Genomic DNA, 21,706 nt, shown 5'->3' with positions numbered 1-21,706 from the left:
TGCTTGGACCATGCCTAAGCGTGCACCGATCCTATCACCGCTCGCGCCGGTTGATAGAGTTATCCTGACGCAGATGCGATTAATGAAGTGTTAACCGTTGTTGCCAAATGCTTGGGGGAAGAACCTTTGAGGCCCTGGAGACACACGTGACGGCACAAACTGAGACATTCAAATTCACCGCCTATCTTGGCTACGATGAGGAGGCGGAAATTTGGCGTTTGCGCTCGGTCGACATCACTCAGGGGGGGATCCTGCACAAACTGAGCTATCCTGAGCTGCCGCCCTTGCAGGCCGTTCTGGTCGAAAGCATTTCCGAAGACGTGCTGGCGCAGCTGGCGCAGATGAATCGAAGCGGCGAAATGATGTCGAATTCGGATTATGTGCTGGCCCTGCCGGGGGTGAAGTTTCAGAAACTGCGGGTTCACACGAACTTCAGTATCGCGCGCGGCGTCGAGGCGAGCTTTTGGTTCGGGTCGTTCAGCGGCCAGCCCTTATTGGCGCTGCGTCAATACGCCGAAAGTCTGGTTGAACCTGCCGTACCGTCGCAGGTTGGCAATCTGGCGGTACAGGCGTTGGATCGCGTGGTCCTGCCTGCATTGAACGTGGTTGCCGGTGTGCGCAGCGGCTTGCGCAGGCCACAAACGGTTGGGGCGTTCGAAGATCATACCGGCCGCCTGATGCAGGAGGCCGATAGTCTGATCATGTACGCCGAGCTGGTGAAGCAACTGATCGTCAGCACTGAAACAGCCGAAGCAGGGCCAGCCACGCGGTGTTTCGATGCGCCGCCGCTCAAGCGAGTCGGCACCGCCGTTTAACCACCGCAGGCCGCCATCTTTTCTCCGATGTCGCGGATCAGGTCGGGATAGAGTGCAGGTCCTGCGCTGAATTGGGTGCCCAACGGGTCGATCACGGCCAGCTTGACGCCGGCGTCGGCAAAGACGGTATCGACCAGCCCCGTGTTGAACTGCGGTTCGGCAAAGATGCAGTGCACCCGCTGTTGCGCAACCAGGTCACGGATGCCGGCCATCCGCGCCGCACTGGGCGCACGTGCGTCACTTTCCGAAATTGCGCCGGTCGCAGGCACGTCGAATCGATGCTCAAAGTATTGATAGGCATCGTGGAAGGTGATGAACCGAATATCCTTTCCGGTCTTTAACCTTGCTGAAAGCTCCTCCGTCAGCGTGGACAACTCGGCTTCGGCGGCCGCCGCATTGGCTGCATATGTCGTGGCATTCGCAGGGTCGGCCTGCTCCAGCGTGCGGGCGATCAAACGTGTCCAGACGATCGCATTTTGCGGATCGAGCCAGATATGCGGATCCTGCCCACTGTGGGAATGTGCGTGGTCGGGGGTATGGTCGTCTTGGTGATCATGATCATGGTCATGGTCATGGTCATGGTCATGGTCGTGGTCGTGGTCGACGTCCCCTGCGTGATCTGCGTCGGTTTGGTCTTGCCCTGCGCCAAAGGCAAGATCAGTGCGGAAAGGCAGAACCAGGGTTCCTTCGACGGCCATCAGTTCAATCGCAGTGGCATCCGAGGCTAGCGAGGAGATCGGTTTTTCCAGCCATGGTGTCAGCGCCTCTCCAACCCAGAAAACAACGTCTGACTGCTGAAGGGCGCGGGCCTCGGATGGTTTCATCGCATGTTCATGGGGGGATGCGCCCGGCGGCAGTATGACATCCGGCTGCCCGACGCCTTGCATGACGCGTGCCACGATCGATTGAATGGGTGCAATGTCGGTGGTGACATGGGGGGCGTCCGCCAGTGCCGCGGAAGCGGTGCCCAGCACCACGGCCGATGTCAGTAGGGAAGTGCGAAACATACCGATCTCCAATGTGATATTATAACCTCGATTTCCGGTTGATAGATGGTATAATATAACATATCAAGGACAAAATTTCGTGGAAGGGGGCCGTGATGGACACGCCGGGATTTGAAAGTCATGATCACACTGCCTGCATCCGTGATGGAGTCGCATCGGTCGATGCCTATTGCCGGGCCGAGGGGCTTCAGTTCACGCCGGTGCGACGACGGGTGCTGGAAATCCTGCTGCAAGGGCATCGTGCCCTTGGTGCGTATGATATTCTGGATAGGCTGCGGGAAGAGGGGCTGGGGTCACAGCCACCCGTTGCCTATCGCGCGCTGGATTTCCTCGTGAAGCATGGATTTGCACACAAGATCGAGCGTTTGAACGCTTTTGTGGCCTGTGCTCATCCGGGCGAACGTCATTCGCCGGCTTTCCTGATCTGTCGCAAGTGCGACAAGGTGGCCGAGGCCGAGGCTGATCCGGCACGCGGAATGTTGGGTCAGTCCGCCGCGCGCGCCGGTTTTCACATCGAGCGCGCCGTCGTCGAGGCCGAGGGGTTGTGCCCGAATTGTCACGAAGGCCGTGCGTCATGAGCCTGGTCGAACTTAAGGATGTCACGGTTCGCCAGGGGGCGCAGACCGTGCTGCAACATGTTGATCTGTCTGTGCGTTCTGCCGAAATTCTGACGATCGTGGGTCCGAACGGGTCGGGCAAGTCGACTCTGCTGCGCACGATCATCGGGGCCATCAGGCCGACGGGTGGCCAGGTGGTGCGGAAGGCCGGATTGCGGATCGGCTATGTGCCGCAGAAACTACATATTGATCCGACACTGCCGCTGACCGTGCGCCGTTTCCTGAGCCTGCCGGACCGCGTGAGTGACGATGCCGCCGCGCGGGCGCTGAGCCATGCCGGGGCCGAGGGGGTGTCGAGCCAGCAGATGGCAAGCCTGTCAGGGGGACAATTTCAGCGTGTCCTGCTGGCCCGCGCCCTGCTGAGCCGCCCTGACCTGTTGATCCTGGACGAAGCGACACAGGGGTTGGATCAGCCGGGGTCGGCAGCGTTCTATCGTCAGATCGAGGCCGTGCGTCGAGACCTCGGCTGTGCCGTGCTGATGGTCAGCCACGAATTGCACGTCGTCATGGCGGCGTCGGACCGGGTGATCTGCCTGAACGGACATGTCTGCTGCGAAGGCGCGCCGGAACACGTGGCCAGCGCCCCTGAATACCGTGCCCTGTTCGGGACCGGCACGCAGGGCGCGTTGGCGCTGTACCGGCACGAACATAACCATACGCATGACCATGCCCATGGAACTGGGCACGCCCAGAGTCACGACCACAAACACGACAAGGACCGGGCTGCATCATGACTTTTCTGGATGATTTCCTGATTCGCGCTGCCCTGGCGGGGCTCGGGGTTGCGATTGCTGCGGCGCCCCTGGGATGCCTGGTCGTGTGGCGGCGCATGGCCTATTTCGGGGATGCGACGGCACATGCGGCAATCTTGGGGGTCGCACTGGCGCTGACCTTTCAAACCTCTGTCTTTGCTGGTGTTCTGGCGGTGTCCCTTGCGATGGCAGCAGTGATTTCAGGCCTGTCGGGGCGCGGCTATGCGATGGATACGTTGCTGGGCGTTCTGGCCCATTCGGCGATCGCCTTTGGTCTTGTCGCGGTATCGTTCCTGTCAGGCGTTCGCATCGACTTGATGGCCTATCTGTTCGGGGACATCCTGGCAGTCAGCAAGACTGATCTTGGCGTGATCTGGGGCGGTGCGGTTCTGGTGTTGCTGCTGATCCGCTGGCGCTGGTCGGCGCTGCTGACAACGACGCTGAACCCGGATCTGGCACATGCTGCGGGACTTGACCCAAAGCGTGAACAACTGGTGCTGACCGTGGCGCTGGCGCTGGTGGTGGCCGTTGCAATCAAGGTGATCGGGGCGCTGCTGATCGCCGCGATGTTGATCATACCGGCGGCGGCGGCGCGCCCCTTTGCCTCGACCCCGGAGCGTATGGCCTTGATTGCAGGGGGAATTGGCGCGCTATCGGTTCTGGGTGGGTTGCAGGCATCCTATCATTTCGACACCCCGACCGGGCCGTCGATCGTCTGTGTGTCGGCGGTTCTGTTCATCGCCGCGAGCCTGTCCGACCTGGTGGGTCGGCGGATTGGGCGGCGCTAGGCGGGGCGGTTGAAATAGGCCTCGGCCGAGGGTGCGCGGTCGAAATCCAGATAGAACTCATCCAGTTGGGGCGGGCTGACCCCGGCTTCCTGAAGCTGGACATGCGCCTGACCCCGATGGTGGATCTGGTGCTGAAACAGGTGCAGCAACAGCGCTTCGACCGTCTCGACACATGGGCCGTCGGGGCGCATCGTCTGCCGTGTCTGGGCCAGGGTTGCGGCGCTCAGCGCGCTGCACAAACGGGCAAGTCGCATGTCGGCCTCTGCCTGCGCGCTGGCCAGATCCGCGACGTTGGCGATCAGCGGGCGATCATAGACACCCCGGCCCACGCCACCTTCCTCAAGCGCATCGATATAGAAGAGGTCGACCTGATGGATGTGGTTCATCGTCGCCTTGAGAGAGGCAAAGAACCCTGGGCGCGGGGCGGCGAAAACAGCCGCCTCCATAGGCGTCATGGCGCCGTACAGCGTGGCGTTTGCCCAGGCATTGTTCAGCGCCATCATTCGGTAAGGTTTTGAAATATCAGTCATCTCGCGGGGTGTCCTGGCGAAGTTCGGCATCCCGTTCAGCTTAGCACACCTGCCTCAGAAGTTCACCTCGACACCGGGAAGGTTCAGCGCGCGGATCAGGTCGCGCAGTTCCTGCCGGGCGGCGATATTCGAGATGTTCAGGCTGGTGACGCCGGTATCCTTGAGGTCGAGCAGGGTCAGGCCACGTGGAAAGAGTTCGCGAAAGATCACCCGTTCGTTGAAGCCGGGAGCGACGCGAAACCCGATACGGCGGGCCAGTGTTTCGATGGCGGTTTCCATCTTGCGCTTGTTGACCATGGCCTGCGCGCCGAGGCGGTTGCGCAGGACGACCCAGTCGATCGGGCTGAGACCGGCGCGCGCGCGCAACTGACGGGCGGACCATACCATTTCGGAATAGACCGACGGGCCGAGGATCTTTTCGCCTTCGCCATCAATCCGGGCCAGCAGGTCAAAATCGATGAAGCTGTCATTCAGCGGCGTGATCAGCGTATCGGCCATGGAATGCGCCACCTGGCTAAGCCGCGTGTGCGAGCCGGGGCAATCGATCAGGATGAAATCCGCGATCGGTTCCAGTTGGGCGCGGGCCTCGGCCAGGCGGCGATCCATGATGTTTTCGCCCGGCGCCAGCTGGTCGGCCTCGACCTCGGGCAGCTCATGAAAGCTGGGCGAGGGAAGGTTGAGGTTTTCGTGCTGCATGGTCGCAAAGCGATTGCTGACATAGCGCGCAAACGTGCGCTGTCGCAGGTCGAGATCAAGGCACGCGACACGGTGCCCCATGCGGGCCAGACCGGTTGCGACGTGCATCGAAACCGTAGATTTTCCGGCCCCGCCCTTTTCGTTTCCGACGACGATGATATGCGCCACGTGTGCTCTCCAAAGGATCTAATGAGCTTTGTCGCGCCCAGTTTGGCACCACTATATGTTGGGGTTGATCATAGGAAAAGCGCCGCGCGGATGTCAGCCGATTTCTGTGTCCGCAAGGTGACGCATCCATCCGAAAACCGTCAAACGCAACGTCGGTATCCTGACGGTATCTGGACGGGAACAAGGCGGTGCAGGCGCGGTGTCCACAGCGCCCATGGCAAGACGCGACCAGACCTGGGGCGCATCGCAAAGGGGATCGGGGCCACGTGGACGGGCAAAGGGGGAGGGGGGCGCGGGCCCCTCTCACGACTTGCCTCTGCCAGTCAGCCCTCGATCGATTGTCCGAAAATCGCGATGACCAGGCCAAGGGCGGCAAGCGCGGCCCAGGCATAGCGCCGCGCGCCCGTCGCGTGCCGTGCGGCGATGCCGGCCTGCGCCGCGTAATACAGCGCGAACGCGCGCGAGGCATAGGAGATGATTTCGAAAACGTTCGCGGTCCATGTCAGGGCAATCCCGATCAGGCAGAGCACGGCGTAGCCTTGCTTCGCGCTCAACCGCCCTTTGGACAGTTCGACCAGCAGCCCGCCCGAACCGCCGGTGTCGGCAACGGCGGCGCTGAACTGCGCGGCCAGGGCCGCCAGGATCAGCATGGCCGCCAGGATGGGCGAGACGTCCTTCATCATGTCGATGATGGCGGTCTCGCTCAGCTCGCCTTCGGGGACGTGATGGGCAAACACCAGCAGGATCACGTAGACGACATAGATCACCGTCGCGACGATCTGCGCCAGCCGCATCGAGGCAATGCGCGTCCTGGCGTCATAGCTCTTGCCCAGATAGCGCGACGTCTCGAACCCCTGCACGGTGACCAGCAGGCCAAAGGCCAGGGTGATCGCGGGCCAGCCGCCGGTGTGCAGCGGGGGGATGAACAGGTCGCCGTCGCTGGCCGCCCCGTAAAAGAACCAGGCCAGCCCTGCGACCAGTCCGGCGATGATCGCCAGCTTGATCGTCACGGTCAGGTACTCGGCGCGCTCCAGCATGGTAAAGCCACGCCCGTAGCCCAGGAACAGGACGATCAGGAACATCACGGTGGTGACGATGCGGGCGGCGAACTGGCTTTGCCAGGGAGAGACCTGCACCGCGAAGGCTCCGAACAGGTTCAGGTAGTAGGCAACGGAAATGACATAGGCCAGCGCCAGCGTGGCCGAGGCGACCATCTCGTACCCGGATCGGTCATCGTTGTCGTCCCCGATACGCTTGATGTTGGCGCGAATGGCCGAGCCGAAGGCCCAGGCCCCAAGGCAGAGCAGCACCATGACCAGCGGGGCATAGGCGCCATAGCCTTCGGCCAGGATCGGCCCCAGGACAAGAAAGCCCGACCCGATGATCGAGGCCAGGGGCGTCACCATGGCGCGCCAGACCTTCCAAAGGCGCAACTGCGGCAGGGCCAGCGCACCCCCGGCGATGACCGTGGCGACAAGAACCAGAATGGAAGCAATGAGCGGGGAGGCAGTGGCGGTTGACGTCATGTAGGTCCCGGAAAAAGCGCTTCGTGATCAACGCGGTAAGTTTCACTCGGGTTCCCGAGGCGGCCTGTGTGCGCCTTCGGGCGGGCTTTGGCAACGCGGCAAGGGCTCAAATCCGCAGGATCGGCTTCATCCGGGGGCAGATCCCTCCCGGCCCTCGCGGCCAACGAAAAACGCCGCACCCGGGGGGCGCGGCGTTCGATGATCTTCCGGGGGGGTGGGGTCTCAGAAACCCAGGCCGGCGTATTTGTTCTTGAACTTCGACACGCGGCCGCCCGCGTCCATCAGGCGCGAGGAGCCACCGGTCCATGCCGGGTGCACGGTCGGGTCGATATCCAGCGACAGCACGTCGCCTTCCTTGCCCCAGGTGGAGCGCATCTTGATGATCGTGCCATCGGTCATCTTGACGTCGATCATGTGGTATTCGGGATGGGTATCCGCTTTCATGACGTCTCTCCTTATGCCTGGGCTTTGGGTTTGTAGTTGGTGACCTCTGCGATACGTGCGGATTTGCCGCGACGCGAACGCAGGTAGTACAGCTTGGCGCGACGAACGCGGCCACGGCGCACGACTTCGATGGACTCGATGTTGGTCGAGTGCAGCGGGAACACGCGTTCCACGCCTTCACCAAAGGAAATCTTGCGAACGGTAAAGGACCCGGCAATGCCAGCACCATTCTTGCGGCTGATGCAGACGCCTTCATAGTTCTGCACGCGCGAACGGGTGCCTTCGGTCACTTTGAAGCCGACACGGATGGTGTCACCGGCTTTGAAATCGGGAATGGTCTTCCCAAGCGCAGCAATCTGCTCCGCTTCCAGCTGTGCGATCAGGTTCATCGCGTTCTCCTATATGCTCACGGTTGGTCCGCGAAGGTCATTTGCGCCTCAGAGCTCCGCGTCTTCATCGGGTCCCGCCTGCATGAACAGGGTCATGGGGCAGCCCGCCGGAGGTACAGGTCAACATTCTCTTGTCTGGCTGCCCTCCCGACCGCACGAGGCGAAGAAGCTCTCACGCATGGTCACGGCGAACAGGTCCGGTTGGCCGATTCCGGCCCCGGACGCGCCGCTCTTACGGCATTTTTCCCAATCCCACAAGCCCGCACTGGCCCGCGTTGGCCCGCACGGGCCCTCGGAGCCCGCGTTGTGCGCCTTTGACGTCCGGCTCGCTCATCTGGCCCGAAATACCCTCGGGGGTGAATGGGCCGGATGGCCCAGAGGGGGCAGACGCCCCCGTCGTCCCGCGCCGTTAGGGCCGCATCGCCAGCCAGAACAATTGCGCCGCCGCCTGCCAGGGGTTGTTGGGCAGCGCGATGTCGCCGCCCCGTGTCTCGAGCAGGGCCAGCAGCGCCGGTCCGGTGGCCTCGTCCGCACCGTGGCGTTTCAGGAAGGCGCTCAGACTGGCGGCGTCGTGCACCCCGGCCACGGCATCGTCCAGCAACCCCGCGCGGGCGGCCGACCACAGGTCGGGGCGGCGGGCGCGGGTGACCGCTTCGCTCATCATCTGGCGCCACTTGGCGATTTCGCCGTGGTGGCCCGACATCAGCACATCGGGAATGGCCCGGTCGCGCCATTCGGCGGGCTTGGTGTATTGGGGATGCTCCAGCAGGCCGTTGGAAAAACTCTCCTCGACGGCCGATTCGGCATTGCCCAGTACACCCGGCAGCAACCGCACGGTGGCGTCGATCATCGCCTGGGCGGCCAGCTCTCCGCCGGTCATGACGAAATCGCCGAGCGAGACCTCCATGACGCCGTAGTGCTCCAGCACCCGTTCATCCAGCCCCTCGAAACGGCCGCAGATCAGCGTCATGCCATCCGCGCGCGACAGGTTGCGCGCCATCTGCTGATCGAACCGTCGGCCGCGCGGGCTGAGATAGATCAACGGCGTGCGCCCGCGCGACTGGGCGATGGCCTGGTCGATCGCGCTGCCCATGACGTCGGGGCGCAGCACCATGCCGGCGCCGCCCCCTGCGGGCGTGTCATCGACATTCAGGTGCTTGCCCAGGCCATAGTCGCGCAGATTGATGGTCGACAATTGCCACAGCCCGTCGCGCAGCGCCTTGCCGGTCAGGCTTTCCCCCAGAATTCCAGGAAAGGCCTGCGGCAGCAGGGTGATCACCTGCGCCGACCACACCCCGGAGAGGTGCTGTTCCTCCATCAGGTCGCGCGGTTTGGCGCTGACGGTGATACTCTTGCGTCCGTGCGATTTCAGGGCCATGGGCGGTTCCTTTTCCTGTCCGGAGGGCGGGGCCGGGTCAACAGCGGACGGGGGGTCACTGCGTGCCGGGGGTGTCCCGGCTGCTTCTGCCGTGATGCGCGGCGGCAATCAACGCCCGTTTGCGGCGGCGCAGCTCGGTGTCGTCCTCGATCTCGCGGTTGAGCAGGCGCAGCTGTGCGCGCAGCGGTTCGGGCAGCGACGCGTTTGCCACGGCGGGCGGCGGCAGAGCGGCCCGCAGGGGCTGCGGCACGTCGGCCAGGTCGAGGAGCGGCGTCAGCGGCCCCTGCGGCATGTCGCGCGTCTGTTCCAGGGCGCGATGCGCGACGCGGGTGCCGGGCACGGCGCCGGCGACGGCGGCAACAGCCGCGTCGAGGTTCGCATGGGGCGCCTGCCAGGCGCAGTAGCTGGCAAGGTCATCGCGCATTCGCGTGGCGCGCAGGTGCTGGGTGTGACAACTGCGCATCCAGTCGTGCGCCCCGCGGGTCGAAAAATAGAATACCACCTCGGGTGCCGCGCCCCAGAGGGCACGGACAGTGTCCAGCAATCGCGCCATCAGGCGCGGCGCCGCCGGATAGCCGACACGCCCGCGCCGACCGGGAATATGACCTGAGAGATCCTCGCTCGACATCAAGATGCAGCGGGGGTCGTCCACATCCAGGGTTTCGAGGATCCGGGCTGTCTCATAGCCGAAAAATGCCAGCTCTACATCGCCGGGCGCCTGGGCATAGGCGCGGGCGGCTTCACACATGGCGGGCATGTCGCGTTTCGTCAGGATGCGCAGCGCCGGGCGCAGCGCGGCCTGACCGTCGCGCAGCATCTGCTGCACCGAAGAGGTTCCGGTCTTGTGAAACCCCGCGTGGACGATCAGGCGGGGCGGCATGTCAGAACAGACCTTCGGGCGGGTCGGCGACGATGCGGCCGGCCTCGATATCGACCGTCGGGACGGCGTCCATCGTGAAAGGCAACAGGATGGAACCGGTGATGCCAGCGCCGGTGATTTCCAGCAGGTCGCCCGCGCCGTGATCCATCACGGCCTTGACGCGCCCCAGTTCGGTGCCGCCGGTATCCACCACCAGCAGACCAATCAGGTCGGCATGATAATATTCGTCCTCCGGCAGCGCCGGGAGGCGGTCGCGCGGGGCATAGAGGCGCAGACCCTTGAGCGCATCAGCCTGTTCCTTGGTGTCGACCCCGGAGAGGATGGCCGCGAAACCGTTGGTGATGCTGCGGGTCAGGTCAACCGAGAAGGTGCGGCTGCCGTCTTCGGTGCTGAGGGGGGCATAGTCGATGATCGCGGCCGGATCGGCGCAAAAGCTTTTCAGCCGCACCTCTCCGCGCACGCCAAAGGCCCCGGCAATTGCACCGACGCAGACGAGTTCGTTTTCGCGGGTCGTGTCGCTCACCTTGGCGCCTTTCCGTGTTCGTGGTCCCGCCGGGCCCCTGCGGGTCAGGGCGGGCTGGCCGGCGCGTGCCGACGCTGGCGGGCGATTGGCGTCGCCCAGTGTCAGATCCGGCCCAGTGTCAGATCCGGTCTAGCGTCAGATCCAGCCTAGTGACAGATAACATCTGCCAGAAGGTCCGCCTTTTCCAGACAGTTTTGCGCCTGTCGGTCGTGTTCGTACAACATGCCGGCCACGAAAGCGGCGCCAAGCAGCAGGACCAGACGGACGGGACGAAACAGAAAGGGCATGGGCGGGGGTCACATCCCGCCACGCCGAGGCGATGCGCAGGGCACCGCAGGCATGGCGGGATATGGCTGCTGCATTATTCTGCGGCAGCTTCTTCGGTCGCGGCGGAGGCTTCGGCAGCCTTGGCGGCCTTGGATTCAGCGCGCTCGGCTGCGGCTTTGCCGGGGGTGCCTTTTTTCGGGTTGCTGCGGTTTTTCTTCTCGGTCAGGCCGGCAGCTTCGAGGAAGCGGGCAACGCGGTCGGTCGGCTGGGCGCCTTGGGCCAGCCAGTATTGCACGCGTTCGACGTCCATCTTGATCCGCTCTTCGCTGTCTTTTGCCAGCAGCGGGTTGTAGGTGCCCAGTTTTTCGATGAAGCGGCCATCACGGGGCATACGGGAATCCGTTGCGACGATCCGGTAGAAGGGGCGTTTTTTCGAGCCGCCGCGGGCGAGACGAATTTTCATGGCCATGGGGGTATCTCCTTTAGATGGCGTTGGTTTGACGGGCTTTGCCGCCGTTCAGTCGTGGTGAGGATCGCGTCCTAGCGGCCCTCAGGATTGGTGTTGCCGGTGATGCCGGATCACCTCCTGAATGATGAAATTCAGGAATTTCCTGGCGAAAGCGGGGTCGAGGTCCGCCTCTTTCGCAAGCTCTTCGAGGCGGGCGATCTGGATCGCCTCGCGGTCGGGGTCGGAGGCGGGAAGGTCATGTTCGGCCTTCAGCTTTCCAACGGATTGCGTGTGCTTGAACCGCTCGCCCAGCGTGTAGACGAGGATGGCGTCCAGCCGGTCGATGCTGGAGCGGTGCTCTTTCAGCAGCTCCGCGGCGCGGGTGACCGGATCGTTTGCCGCATCGGCATCTGGCGCAAGGGGTGTGACCTTATCAGTCAAGGGCATATCCTTTCGGCTGGAACAGAGGGTCTTGATAGGAGCGCAGCTCCATCGCGATCCCGTCGGCAATCTGGCTGTCTTTCAGGTCGGACCGGCTGGGGTGACGATAGCAGACATCGTTGCCGTCGACGGTTTGCGCCTGGGTGTCCTTTTGCGCGCCGAGGCGTTCGGCCAGGCGGATCGAGGCGAGGTTCTTGGGGTCGAGGTAGCTGACCACCCCGTCCCAGCCAAGCTGATCGTAGAAATAATCGCGCGCGGCGTTGGTGCCTTCGAGGGCATAGCCCTTGCCGGCGGTTTCAGGCCAGATGATCCAGGCCAGTTCCGCTTCGGGCCAGCTGGCGGGGTTCCAGCCGCCTGCCATTCCCAGGGGCTTGTTGCTCGCCTTGTCGTGCATCATCCACATACCGTAGCCCCGGATCTGCCAATGACCGATTTCGGCCGCATAGAGCATCCAGGTTTCATAGGGATTCAGCGGCCCGCCCATGAAGCGCGAGCGGTAGGAGCTGAACGTGGCGCGGAAATCGGGGTAATCCTGCGGCTGCGGGCCGCGCAGGATCAGGCGTTCCGTTTCCAGCACGGGGATGTCGCGGGCGGTGAATGCGGTCATGCGTAGGCCTCCGCTCCGCCGTTCACCAGATCGGCCGGGGCCGGGTGGCGATAGATGTCGAGGTGGCCGAAGCGGACATGGCTGTATTCGCCGTCCATCCGCGCACCAAGCCGCAGCGCGACATGGGCCGAACCGTCGTTGCCCGGCTTGACCAGGCTGATCGCGGTGGACCAGCCCAGCACGTCGTAGGCATAGGCGCGCGCGGTCAGGGCGGCTTCGGTGGCGTAGCCGTGCCCCTCATGGCCGTTCATCAGGTCCCAGCCGATTTCGGGTTCGGGCCAGCCTTCGGGGTTCCACAGGCCGACCATGCCGACGGTCGCACCGGTGGCGGTCAGGTCGACCATCCAGCGGCCATAGCCGCGCAGGGTCCAGTGGCCGATTTCGGTGGCAAGCTGGCGCCAGGTCTGTTCGCGGTTCATCGGGCCGCCGACAAAGCGCGACCTGTCGGACGCGTAGAACGCCGACAGCGCGTCGATGTCGCGGGCGTCGGGACCGCGCAGGGTCAGGCGTTCGCTTGTCAGGGTGGGGATCTGAACGGTCATGCCAGCCCCTCAAGCAGTTTGCGGCCGGGCGCGGTTTTCGGGACATGCCGCCAGATGCGCAGATCGCCGGTCATCTGATGGCTGAACATGCCCTCGGGGCGCGCGCCGAGGCGTTCCACCATGGCGGTCGAGCGGTCATTTTCCGGATCGACGAGCGAGACACAGGAGGCCCACCCCTTGTCCTGGAACAGCCAGTCGAGGACGCAGCGCGCGGCTTCGGTGGCGATGCCCTTGCCCTCGGCCCCGTCAAGCAGCTGCCACGACAGTTCGGGTTCGGGCCAGCCGCGCGGAAACCAGGGGCCGACGAGGCCGCAGTTCAGGCCGGTTTCCTTTTCGATCACGGCGAAGTGGCCGTAGCCGCGCAGGTGCCAATGGCCGATGATGGTGGCGATGGACCACCAGGCGGCCTCTTCATCGGGGTGCTGATCGACGAAGCGTCGCGCGCCGGGCATCAGATACGCGCCCACCGCGTCAAACCCCGGTGCCGCGGGGGACACCAGGCGCAGACGCGCGGTCTCAAGGACCGGATGGGTGGGGCTTTTGGCGATCATCTGTGCGGTGGGGCTTTCGTCTGGTCAGGGTGGATGAGGGAATTGACGCGTTACTTTTTCTTGCCGAAGCCGGACAGGCCGGGGGGCAGGGCGCCGCCGCCCATGCCGGGAAAGCCGGGGGGCATTCCGCCCTTGCCGCCACCCATGGCCTTTGCCGCCTCTTCCAGTGCTTTGGGGTCCATCTGGGAGGGGTCCATGCCGGCGGGCATCCCGCCGCCCTTGCCGAACATGCCCTTCATGGCCTGTTTCAACATGCCGCCTTTGCCCATCTTGCCCATCTTCTTCATCATGTCCGCCATCTGGCGGTGCATCTTGATGAGCTTGTTCAGTTCGGACACTTCCAGGCCGGCGCCTGCCGCGATCCGTTTCTTGCGCGAGGCTTGCAACAGGGCAGGGTTGGCGCGTTCCTTTTTCGTCATCGACTGGACGAGGGCGATCTGGCGGGCGATGATCTTGTCATCAAAGCCGGCGTCCTTGACCTGTTTCGACATCTTGCCCATGCCGGGCATCATGCCCATCACGCTTTCCATGCCGCCCATCTTCTGCATCTGTTCAAGCTGCATCTTGAGGTCGTTCATGTTGAACTGACCCTTCTGGAAGCGCTTCATCATGCGTTCGGCCTGCTCGGCCTCGATGGTTTCCTGGGCACGTTCGACCAGGGCAACGATGTCGCCCATGCCCAGGATGCGACCCGCGACGCGTTCAGGTTCGAACGTCTCGAGCGCATCCATCTTTTCGCCCAGACCGACGAACTTGATAGGTTTGCCGGTCACGGCGCGCATGGACAGGGCCGCGCCACCGCGACCGTCGCCATCCATCCGGGTCAGGACGACACCGGAAATACCGATGCGGGCATCGAAATTTTCCGCCGTGTGCACGGCATCCTGACCGGTCAGGCCATCGACGACCAGCAGGGTTTCGCGCGGGTTGGCGACATCGCGCACCGCCTCGACCTGTTGCATCAGCTCTTCGTCGATCGACAGGCGACCGGCGGTGTCGAGCATGTAGACGTCATAGCCGCCCATGGCGGCCTGCATCTTGGCGCGTTTGGCGATGGCGACGGGCTGTTCACCCTTGACGATGGGCAGGGTGTCGACGCCGATCTGCACGCCGAGGATCTGAAGCTGTTCCATCGCCGCCGGGCGATTGACGTCGAGCGAGGCCATCAGGACCTTCTTGCCCTCACGTTCCTTCAGGCGTTTGGCCAGCTTGGCGGTGGTTGTGGTTTTACCCGAGCCCTGAAGGCCGACCATCAGGATCGGCGCGGGGGCGTTGTCGATCTTGAGCTTGCCCGGCTCGCCTTCGCCCGCCAGGACGTGCACCAGTTCGTCGTGCACGATCTTGACGACCTGTTGGCCGGGGGTGACGGATTTCGTCACCGACTGGCCGGTTGCCTTGTCCTGCACGGCCTTGACGAAATCACGCGCCACGGGCAGCGAGACGTCGGCCTCAAGCAATGCCACGCGGACTTCGCGCAGGGCGGTTTTGACATCCTCGTCAGAGAGCGCGCCCTGCTTGGTCAGTCGGTCGAAGACGCCGGAGAGGCGTTCGGATAGATTTTCAAACATGCCCCGGCCCTCCTCAGGCCACCTGACTGTTGCATTGACCCCCATTTGGGTGGGGGCGGCTCAAACCTCAAGCTTTGGCGGGACCGGCGCAAAGGCCAACGGCACCAGTGGGCGCAACGCGCTGACTGGTGGCGATCCCCGCAAAAGCGATGGGACCGGAATCATCACAGATTCCGGGATAGGTGCGCAGCGTTTAGGTGGCTGGGTGGGTAAAGTCAAGTTTGTCAGGTTGCGCGCACGCGAGGGCGCTGAACCTGGGGCACGGGTGGGCCGGGGCATGAGGTGACCGCGTGGCCCGGCGGCAAGGCCGGGCACTTCGGGTCAGAGCGCACCTGGCCAACGGCCCGGTGCGGAGCCGTTCACCTTAGCGGCGGCGGCGGGACAGAGCGTCGCGGCGCTGTGCAGCCTTGGCGGTGGCGGCGGCAGCGGTCATCTGAACCGAGGCGAACCAGACGGCGGCCAGGGACGCCGCGCCAAGGACGGCTGCAAATGCGGGGTGGAATGCGAGCATTGAACTCTCCTTTCAGTCGCGGTTCTTGGAAGTGGATCAGTGCGCGACTCACTCTCAGATTTGGGGTTTCTTCGGCAGAAGGCAATGGCACCTTGTGTCACGTCGCATTTTCGCCAGCCCCGATGGCCAAAATTCGCTTTACCCTTGCATCCGCGCACCCGAAGGGCATTGAGTGGCCGTGGTAGTTTTTCAGCGCACAGGTGCCAGATGGACAATTGGGATGAAATCCGCACAGCATACCAGGTTGCGCGCCTGGGCACCGTTTCGGGTGCGGCAGACGTGCTGGGCGTGCACCACGCCACCGTGATCCGCCATATCGATGCGCTGGAGCGTCGGATGGGCGTAAAGCTGTTTCAGCGGCACACGCGCGGGTACACGGCGACCGAGGCCGGGCAGGACCTGCTGCGCGTGGCGCAGGCGACGGATGATCAGTTCAGCCAGTTGTCGGCGCGCATCAAGGGACGCGGCAACGAGGTTTCGGGCGAGCTGGTTGTCACGACCATCGGCGGGCTGAGCCAGCTGATGGTGCCTTTGCTGGCAGAGTTCCAGGAGCAATATCCCGATGTCGCGCTGAGTTATCTGACCAGCGCGCGTCTGTTCCGCCTGGAATACGGCGAGGCCCATGTCGCGATCCGCGCGGGCAGCCCGCCGCAGCAGCCCGACAACGTCGTGCAGCCCTTTCTGCGACTGCGCAGCGCGATCTACGGCAGCAAGGCCTATATCGAGCGCCACGGGATGCCCAAGATTCCGGGCCGCATGGCGGGGCACCGCTTTGTCGGGATCGACGACCCGTCGAGCAAGGCCCCCTTTGCGCAGTGGATGCGCGAAACGATCCCGGCGCACCAGGTCGTGTTCCGGTCGGGCGACATGCGCGCGGTCCGGCAGGCGGTGTTGGCGGGGGTCGGCCTGGGCTTTCTGGGGACCTATGAATGTGACGCCCGCGACGACCTGATCGAGGTGCATCCGCCGCTGGAGGAATGGGACAGCCGGTTGTGGCTGGTGACCCACATGGATCTGCATCGCACCACCAAGGTGCAGGCGTTCCTGAACTTTCTCAAGGATCACACGGCCGATTTCAAGGATGGCACGGCTTGAGCGCTGCACCGCGCGCCGGGCATGACGCAGAAGCCGGAGCCCGGGACGGGGCGGACAGGGGCCAGGGCAGGCTGAGCGAGGCGGCGAAGGGGCATCTGGCGATGCTGGCGTTTTCGGCGCTGGTGGCGGGGTCGTTTCCGCTGGCTGCGATGGCGGTGCCTTTCGTGTCGCCCGCCGCGCTGAATGCGTTGCGATTCCTGTTGGCGGCGGCGCTGGTGGGGGCGGCGGCGCTGGCGGGGCCGGGATTGCAACGGGGGTATTTCCGCGCGCCATGGCGCTATCTGCTGCTGGGCGGGATCTTCGCGATCTATTTCGTGATGATGTTCGAGGGGCTGAAGACGGCCGACCCGGTCTCGGCGTCGTCCATGTTCACGCTGGTGCCGCTGATGGCGGCCGTTGTCGGCTGGGTTCTGCTGCGGCAGGTCACGACGCCGCGCATGGCGCTGGCGCTGGCCATTGGCGCCGCGGGTGCATTGTGGGTGATCTTTCGCGCTGACGTCGGCGCGCTGATGCAGTTTCAGATCGGCCCGGGAGAGCGGATCTATTTCATCGGCTGCATTGCCCATGCGATCTATGCGCCGCTGGTGCCCAAGCTGAACCGGGGCGAACCGCCGGTCGTGTTCACCTTCGGGATGCTGGTGGCGGGCGCAGTGGTGCTGGGCACGTGGGGGATGCCGCAGATCCTGGCGACGGATTGGGCGCAATTGCCGGCGATCGTCTGGATCACGCTGGCCTATACGACGATCTGCGCGTCGGCGATGACGTTCGTGTTGTTGCAATACGCGGCGATGCGGCTGCCGTCGGCCAAGGTGATGGCCTATACCTATCTGACGCCAAGCTGGGTGATCCTGTGGCAGGCGGCCCTGGGGCGGGGCTTTCCGCCAGTGATGATTCTGGGTGGCGTGGCGCTGACCATTCTTGCGCTGGTGATCCTGCTGAAGGACTAGGGGGCGCGTTAGCCGTCGTCGCCCCCGGCGTCGTCATCGTCGTTCTCGCCCAGCTCGGCGGCAAGGAAGCGTTCGAAATCATCCAGGTTTACCGGTTCGAACTGACCGAAGCCCTGCATCCAGACGCTGGCCTGTTTCAGGGCGTCAGGCTCCAGTTTGCACCATTTGACGCGGCCGCGCTTTTCCTGCGTGATCAGGCCTGCGTTGGCCAGGATGACGAGGTGCTTGGAGATGGCGGCAAGCGACATGTCGAAGGGGTCGGCCACGTCGGTGACGGCCATGTCATCCTCCAGCAGCATCGACAGGATCGCGCGCCGGGTCGGATCGCCAAGGGCGGCAAAGACGGTGTCGAGGGAGGCTTTCATAGCTGCCAGATAGGCGCGCGGCATGGCGCAGGTCAACAGGGACGCTAAACCGGGTGGTTGAGTTTCTGGCTTTTGACAGGGGGCTGGTGGGGCTCGGATTTTCATACTCAACCAAAAGGTTGAAGATGCAATTTGGCGCGAATGCGGCGTCCTCGGGCGCGGGATGGATGAATTTGCAGGGATCTTGCACCATTTTTTCGTCGTGAAAACAAGTGCTTGGTGTGATCACCGGGCTGTGTTCATGCACCTTGACTCGCACCCCCGCTGACCTTAGCAACGCCTTAACCAATGCGGGGATGTCTTTGCCATGGATGAACCGGACCACCGGGACAGAATGGCCGCTCTGGAAGCCCGGATCGCGGCTGCCAAGGGTACGGACAAGGCGGCCTCGCACGGACAAGACCATTATTCGGCGGCCCAGGTAGGCTGGCGCATGGTGACGGAACTGGTGGCCGGTCTGCTGATCGGGTTTGCCATAGGATACGGGCTGGATTGGCTGCTGGGGATCGCCCCGGCAATGATGATCCTCTTCACCCTCCTTGGCTTCGTGGCGGGTATCAAGGCGATGATACGGTCCGCCAAGGAAATTGAGAACGGCACATCCGGCCATGACGCCGGAGATGAGACGAGGGATAGAGATGGCGACTGAAGCAGCGCACGGCGGCGAAGACGGTGGTCTGGTTTTCCACCCGATGGATCAATTCATCGTCAAGCCGCTGTTCGGCGGCGACGGCGTGCATTGGTACACGATCACCAACGCGACGCTGTGGATGGCGCTGACTGTTCTGGCCATCGTGGCGCTGATGGTGCTGGGCACCTCGGGCCGCAACCGCATCCCGTCGCGGATGCAGTCGGTCGCCGAAATGGCCTATGGTTTCATCTACAAGATGGTGGAAGACGTGGCTGGCAAGGACGCCATCCGGTATTTCCCCTACATCTTTACCCTGTTCATGTTCATCGTGACCGCCAACCTGCTGGGCCTTGTGCCGACGGCCTTTACGGTCACGTCGCATTTCGCGGCCACCATCCTGTTGGCCCTGGCGGTGTTCCTGTCGGTGACGATCCTTGGCTTCGTGCTGCACGGCGGGCAATTCCTGGGCCTGTTCTGGGTCAGCTCTGCCCCGCTGGCCGTGCGCCCGCTGCTGGCGCTGATCGAGGTCATTTCCTACTTCGTGCGCCCGGTCAGCCACTCCATTCGTCTGGCCGGCAACATGATGGCCGGTCACGCCGTGATCAAGGTGTTCGCAGGCTTTGCCGCGATTGCCGCCGTCAGCCCGATCTCGATCATCGCGATCGCCGGGATGTACGGCCTCGAACTGCTGGTGGCCTTCATCCAGGCCTACGTCTTCACGATCCTGACCTGCGTGTACCTCAAGGACGCGCTGCATCCGGCACACTAATCACCAAACGTCAGGTGCGCGGCAATCGTGCATCCAACGGTCCTATCAAGCCAATTCCAACGTAAGGAGAATACTCATGGAAGGCGATATCGCAGAACTCGGCAAGTACATCGGTGTGGGTCTGACTGCCATCGGCATGGGCGGCGCTGCAATGGGTGTGGGCAACGTGGCAGGCAACTTCCTGTCCGGCGCACTGCGCAACCCCTCGGCCGCCGCATCGCAAACCGCCACGCTGTTCATCGGCATGGCCTTCGCAGAAGCCCTGGGGATCTTTTCGTTCCTCGTCGCTCTGCTGCTGATGTTCGCCGTCTAAGACTTTCGGAACAGATCCTTACGCGCGGGTGGGCCTTTTGGGCCTGCCCGTGGTAATCTGAATACCAGATCAAGTTCCCGGGAGACGTCAAGATGGCGACCGAAACGCACGAAGCCGCTGGTCACGCTGCCGACGCCGCAGCCGCCGCCCCCGGCATGCCGCAGCTCGATTTCTCGACCTGGGGCAACCAGATTTTCTGGCTGATCGTCACGCTCGTCGTGATCTACCTTGTACTGTCGCGCGTGGCCCTGCCGCGCGTCGGATCGGTGCTGGCGGATCGGGCGGGTGCGATCGCCAACGATATTGCTGCGGCGGAAGACCTGAAGCAAAAGGCCAAGGAGGCGGAAGCCGCCTACGACAAGGCCCTTGCCGATGCCCGCACCGAAGCCGCGAACATCGTCGCCGCCACCAAGGCCGAGATCCAGGCGGATCTGGCCGAGGCCACGGTACGCGCCGATGCCGAGATTTCGGCCAAGGTTGCCGAAGGCGAAAAAGCCATCGCGGAGATCCGCGCGGGTGCTCTGGAAGCCGCCGAGACCGTGGCCAAGGACACCGCTGCCGAGATCGTCGCCGCCTTCGGGTTCACCGCTGCGCCCGACGCCATCGACAGTGCCGTCACCGAAAAGCTGAAAGGATGAGTGTTATGCGCAAATCTGCAATGACCCTCGCCCCGGCAACCGCTGGTCTGGCGTTGCTGGCCAGCCCGGCCGCGGCTGCGACAGGCCCGTTCTTTTCGCTGCACAACACGAACTTCATCGTGCTGCTGGCCTTTATCCTGTTCATCGCGATCCTTGTCTATTTCAAGGTTCCCGGTCTGATTGCAGGGCTGCTGGACAAGCGGTCCGCCGGCATCAAGTCCGAGCTGGATGAAGCCCGTGCGCTGCGTGACGAAGCCCAGAGCCTGCTGGCCTCGTACGAGCGCAAGCAGAAAGAGGTTCAGGCCCAGGCGGATCGCATCGTCGAATCGGCCCGTGCCGATGCCAATGCCGCCGCAGATCAGGCGAAAGACGATCTGAAGGTCTCGATTGCGCGCCGTCTGAAGGCCGCCGAGGAACAGATCGAGTCCGCCGAAAAGGCCGCCGTCAAGGAAGTGCGCGATCGCGCCATCGTGGTGGCCGTTGCCGCCGCCCGTGACGTGATTGCCAAGCAGCTGACCAAGGAACAGGCCAATGGCCTGATCGACAGCTCGATCGACACGGTCAAGGCGCGGCTCAACTGAGGGCACGCACGCACCGCAGGTACGAAGAACCCGGCCACTGGCCGGGTTTTTTCGTTTTGGCGATGCGCCTCTCCTGGAACGCGGCAAAGGATCAGCCGCGCTGCTGTTCCTGGTGCAGGCGCATCCGGGCGATTTCGGCGTGGCGTTCGGCGGCAAGGTGGGCCTGGTAGGCGGCGCGCACGAAGTCGAGGTGATCCTCGACGGCGGCGCGGGCCTGCGCAGGGGCGCGTTCTTGCAGGGCCGTGTTGATCGCGGCGTGTTGTGCCAGCAGGGATTCACGCGTGGCCGAATGCGCGAACAGGATCGCGCGGTTGTCGAAAACGCCCTGCCGCAGCAAGGCGAACATCGAGCGCATCATGTGCAGCAGCACGGTGTTGTGACTCGCTTCGAGGATGGCCATGTGAAACTCGGCGTCCAGACGTGCCTCTTCGGCAGGGTCTTCGTCGTCATGGGCGCGCTGCATCTTTTGCATGATCGTGTTTACCAGGGCCAGGTCGGCGGGGAGGCCATCACGCGCGGCGCGTTCGGCCGCCTGACCTTCCAGGTCACGGCGAAACGACAGATAGTCGAAGACTGCTTCTTCGTGGCGCTGGAATAGGGCGACCAGGGCGGGCGAAAAGGCATCGCCCAGGACATCTGCAACGTAGACACCCGATCCGGCGCGTGGTTCCAGCAGCCCGCGGTCCTGCAGCGCAGCGAGGGCATCGCGCAGAGAGGGGCGGGAGACGGCCATGCGTTCGGCCAGGTCACGCTCGGCCGGCAGGCGTTCACCGGGGCGCAGGATGCCGCGCAGGATCAGCAACTCGATCTGACGGATCACCGCGTCGGCGCGTTTTTCGGGCTGGATCGGCTGAAAGGGCATGGAACGCCGCCTGTGCTGTTTGGTCAGATTTTATGACCGGGGCGCGCCGGGGGCAAG

The 21,706-nt window shown here is 63.8% G+C and carries 29 protein-coding genes and 1 pseudogene; 11 read left to right on the top strand and 19 right to left on the bottom strand.

The features are described from left to right. Window positions 1–146 precede the first annotated feature (146 nt). Complete coding sequence (locus tag DL237_RS12105; RefSeq protein ID WP_147405343.1) at window positions 147–815, top strand: hypothetical protein; 669 nt, start codon at window positions 147–149, stop codon at window positions 813–815. Here the strand turns inward: DL237_RS12105 and DL237_RS12100 are convergent. Then, on the bottom strand, window positions 812–1,822 hold the full coding sequence (locus tag DL237_RS12100; protein WP_119399313.1) for a zinc ABC transporter substrate-binding protein: 1,011 nt from the start codon (window positions 1,820–1,822) through the stop codon (window positions 812–814). The two genes, DL237_RS12105 and DL237_RS12100, sit on opposite strands and share 4 nt — an antisense overlap. Before the next feature lie 95 nt (window positions 1,823–1,917). Here DL237_RS12100 and DL237_RS12095 point away from each other — a divergent pair, with 95 nt between their 5' ends. From DL237_RS12095 to DL237_RS12085, 3 genes are read left to right on the top strand one after another with little or no spacing between them, the layout of a single operon-like run. Further along, window positions 1,918–2,400 carry a transcriptional repressor gene (locus DL237_RS12095; RefSeq protein WP_119399312.1) on the top strand — a complete coding sequence of 161 codons (483 nt, stop codon included), beginning with the start codon at window positions 1,918–1,920 and terminating at the stop codon, window positions 2,398–2,400. Further along, the gene (locus DL237_RS12090; RefSeq protein ID WP_119399311.1) at window positions 2,397–3,173 is read left to right on the top strand and encodes an ATP-binding cassette domain-containing protein; all 777 of its coding nucleotides are present in this window, start codon (window positions 2,397–2,399) and stop codon (window positions 3,171–3,173) included. The genes DL237_RS12095 and DL237_RS12090 overlap by 4 nt, the downstream gene beginning before the upstream one ends. Further along, window positions 3,170–3,979, top strand: coding sequence for a metal ABC transporter permease (locus tag DL237_RS12085; protein ID WP_119399310.1), 810 nt, complete (start codon window positions 3,170–3,172; stop codon window positions 3,977–3,979). The genes DL237_RS12090 and DL237_RS12085 overlap by 4 nt, the downstream gene beginning before the upstream one ends. Here the strand turns inward: DL237_RS12085 and DL237_RS12080 are convergent. The 16 genes and pseudogenes from DL237_RS12080 to DL237_RS20580 all read right to left on the bottom strand — a co-directional run bounded on the left by DL237_RS12080 (window position 3,976) and on the right by DL237_RS20580 (window position 15,448). Beyond that, window positions 3,976–4,509, bottom strand: coding sequence for a DinB family protein (locus DL237_RS12080; protein WP_119399309.1), 534 nt, complete (start codon window positions 4,507–4,509; stop codon window positions 3,976–3,978). The genes DL237_RS12085 and DL237_RS12080 overlap by 4 nt on opposite strands. Before the next feature lie 54 nt (window positions 4,510–4,563). Further along, entirely contained in the window at window positions 4,564–5,373 is an 810-nt protein-coding gene (locus tag DL237_RS12075; protein WP_119399308.1) for a division plane positioning ATPase MipZ, read from the bottom strand. A 323-nt stretch (window positions 5,374–5,696) separates the two neighbouring features. After that, on the bottom strand, window positions 5,697–6,899 hold the full coding sequence (locus DL237_RS12070; protein ID WP_233544974.1) for an APC family permease: 1,203 nt from the start codon (window positions 6,897–6,899) through the stop codon (window positions 5,697–5,699). A 222-nt stretch (window positions 6,900–7,121) separates the two neighbouring features. Next, window positions 7,122–7,343: a 50S ribosomal protein L31 gene (gene rpmE, locus DL237_RS12065; RefSeq protein WP_119399307.1), complete on the bottom strand. Its 222-nt coding sequence runs from the start codon at window positions 7,341–7,343 to the stop codon at window positions 7,122–7,124. A gap of 11 nt (window positions 7,344–7,354) precedes the next feature. Continuing rightward, window positions 7,355–7,732, bottom strand: a complete 378-nt coding sequence (gene rplS, locus DL237_RS12060) for a 50S ribosomal protein L19 (protein ID WP_119399306.1) — start codon at window positions 7,730–7,732, stop codon at window positions 7,355–7,357. 613 nt (window positions 7,733–8,345) lie between these two features. Continuing rightward, window positions 8,346–9,110 (bottom strand): annotated as a pseudogene (gene trmD / locus DL237_RS12055) (tRNA (guanosine(37)-N1)-methyltransferase TrmD); the annotation flags it as partial. A gap of 55 nt (window positions 9,111–9,165) precedes the next feature. Next, entirely contained in the window at window positions 9,166–9,990 is an 825-nt protein-coding gene (locus DL237_RS12050; RefSeq protein WP_119399304.1) for a hypothetical protein, read from the bottom strand. A 1-nt stretch (window position 9,991) separates the two neighbouring features. Then, complete coding sequence (gene rimM, locus DL237_RS12045; protein WP_119399303.1) at window positions 9,992–10,513, bottom strand: ribosome maturation factor RimM; 522 nt, start codon at window positions 10,511–10,513, stop codon at window positions 9,992–9,994. Between the two features lie 146 nt (window positions 10,514–10,659). Further along, window positions 10,660–10,800 carry a hypothetical protein gene (locus DL237_RS20585; RefSeq protein ID WP_158585630.1) on the bottom strand — a complete coding sequence of 47 codons (141 nt, stop codon included), beginning with the start codon at window positions 10,798–10,800 and terminating at the stop codon, window positions 10,660–10,662. A gap of 74 nt (window positions 10,801–10,874) precedes the next feature. Continuing rightward, a complete protein-coding gene (rpsP, locus tag DL237_RS12040; protein WP_119399302.1) occupies window positions 10,875–11,249 on the bottom strand; it encodes a 30S ribosomal protein S16 in 375 nt (124 codons plus the stop codon). 81 nt (window positions 11,250–11,330) lie between these two features. After that, a complete protein-coding gene (locus tag DL237_RS12035; protein WP_233544973.1) occupies window positions 11,331–11,669 on the bottom strand; it encodes a chorismate mutase in 339 nt (112 codons plus the stop codon). Then, window positions 11,662–12,276, bottom strand: a complete 615-nt coding sequence (locus DL237_RS12030) for a GNAT family N-acetyltransferase (protein ID WP_119399300.1) — start codon at window positions 12,274–12,276, stop codon at window positions 11,662–11,664. The genes DL237_RS12035 and DL237_RS12030 overlap by 8 nt, the downstream gene beginning before the upstream one ends. After that, window positions 12,273–12,818, bottom strand: coding sequence for a GNAT family N-acetyltransferase (locus tag DL237_RS12025; RefSeq protein ID WP_119399299.1), 546 nt, complete (start codon window positions 12,816–12,818; stop codon window positions 12,273–12,275). The genes DL237_RS12030 and DL237_RS12025 overlap by 4 nt, the downstream gene beginning before the upstream one ends. Beyond that, on the bottom strand, window positions 12,815–13,369 hold the full coding sequence (locus tag DL237_RS12020; RefSeq protein WP_119399298.1) for a GNAT family N-acetyltransferase: 555 nt from the start codon (window positions 13,367–13,369) through the stop codon (window positions 12,815–12,817). Before DL237_RS12020 ends, DL237_RS12025 begins: the two co-directional genes overlap by 4 nt. A gap of 50 nt (window positions 13,370–13,419) precedes the next feature. Next, complete coding sequence (gene ffh, locus DL237_RS12015; RefSeq protein ID WP_119399297.1) at window positions 13,420–14,937, bottom strand: signal recognition particle protein; 1,518 nt, start codon at window positions 14,935–14,937, stop codon at window positions 13,420–13,422. Between the two features lie 364 nt (window positions 14,938–15,301). Then, window positions 15,302–15,448 (bottom strand): hypothetical protein, encoded by a 147-nt coding sequence (locus DL237_RS20580; RefSeq protein ID WP_158585629.1) that lies wholly within the window; start codon window positions 15,446–15,448, stop codon window positions 15,302–15,304. Window positions 15,449–15,655: 207 nt separating this feature from the next. On the opposite strand from DL237_RS20580, the gene DL237_RS12010 reads away from it, so the two are divergent. Continuing rightward, a complete protein-coding gene (locus DL237_RS12010) occupies window positions 15,656–16,543 on the top strand; it encodes a LysR family transcriptional regulator (RefSeq protein WP_119399296.1) in 888 nt (295 codons plus the stop codon). A 71-nt stretch (window positions 16,544–16,614) separates the two neighbouring features. Further along, complete coding sequence (locus DL237_RS12005) at window positions 16,615–17,490, top strand: DMT family transporter (protein ID WP_267897020.1); 876 nt, start codon at window positions 16,615–16,617, stop codon at window positions 17,488–17,490. An 8-nt stretch (window positions 17,491–17,498) separates the two neighbouring features. Here DL237_RS12005 and DL237_RS12000 read toward each other — a convergent pair whose 3' ends face one another. Continuing rightward, on the bottom strand, window positions 17,499–17,855 hold the full coding sequence (locus DL237_RS12000) for an ArsR/SmtB family transcription factor (protein ID WP_119399341.1): 357 nt from the start codon (window positions 17,853–17,855) through the stop codon (window positions 17,499–17,501). Window positions 17,856–18,162: 307 nt separating this feature from the next. Here DL237_RS12000 and DL237_RS11995 point away from each other — a divergent pair, with 307 nt between their 5' ends. From DL237_RS11995 to DL237_RS11975, 5 genes are all read left to right on the top strand, one after another. Next, window positions 18,163–18,504, top strand: coding sequence for an AtpZ/AtpI family protein (locus DL237_RS11995; protein WP_119399295.1), 342 nt, complete (start codon window positions 18,163–18,165; stop codon window positions 18,502–18,504). After that, window positions 18,494–19,255, top strand: a complete 762-nt coding sequence (locus tag DL237_RS11990; RefSeq protein ID WP_119399294.1) for a F0F1 ATP synthase subunit A — start codon at window positions 18,494–18,496, stop codon at window positions 19,253–19,255. Before DL237_RS11995 ends, DL237_RS11990 begins: the two co-directional genes overlap by 11 nt. A gap of 76 nt (window positions 19,256–19,331) precedes the next feature. Next, window positions 19,332–19,568: a F0F1 ATP synthase subunit C gene (locus tag DL237_RS11985; RefSeq protein WP_010142019.1), complete on the top strand. Its 237-nt coding sequence runs from the start codon at window positions 19,332–19,334 to the stop codon at window positions 19,566–19,568. 92 nt (window positions 19,569–19,660) lie between these two features. Continuing rightward, window positions 19,661–20,206 carry a F0F1 ATP synthase subunit B' gene (locus tag DL237_RS11980; RefSeq protein ID WP_119399293.1) on the top strand — a complete coding sequence of 182 codons (546 nt, stop codon included), beginning with the start codon at window positions 19,661–19,663 and terminating at the stop codon, window positions 20,204–20,206. Window positions 20,207–20,211: 5 nt separating this feature from the next. Further along, window positions 20,212–20,787 carry a F0F1 ATP synthase subunit B gene (locus DL237_RS11975; RefSeq protein WP_119399292.1) on the top strand — a complete coding sequence of 192 codons (576 nt, stop codon included), beginning with the start codon at window positions 20,212–20,214 and terminating at the stop codon, window positions 20,785–20,787. 91 nt (window positions 20,788–20,878) lie between these two features. Here the strand turns inward: DL237_RS11975 and DL237_RS11970 are convergent, their stop codons facing one another. Then, window positions 20,879–21,649: a FadR/GntR family transcriptional regulator gene (locus DL237_RS11970; protein WP_119399291.1), complete on the bottom strand. Its 771-nt coding sequence runs from the start codon at window positions 21,647–21,649 to the stop codon at window positions 20,879–20,881. Window positions 21,650–21,706 lie beyond the last annotated feature (57 nt).

It is taken from the genome of Pseudooceanicola sediminis, from assembly GCF_003575965.1.
GTDB classification, from domain to species: domain Bacteria; phylum Pseudomonadota; class Alphaproteobacteria; order Rhodobacterales; family Rhodobacteraceae; genus Pseudooceanicola; species Pseudooceanicola sediminis.
The sequence above is the reverse complement of the archived record's forward strand: the minus strand, read 5'-3'. Positions and strand labels throughout refer to the sequence as shown.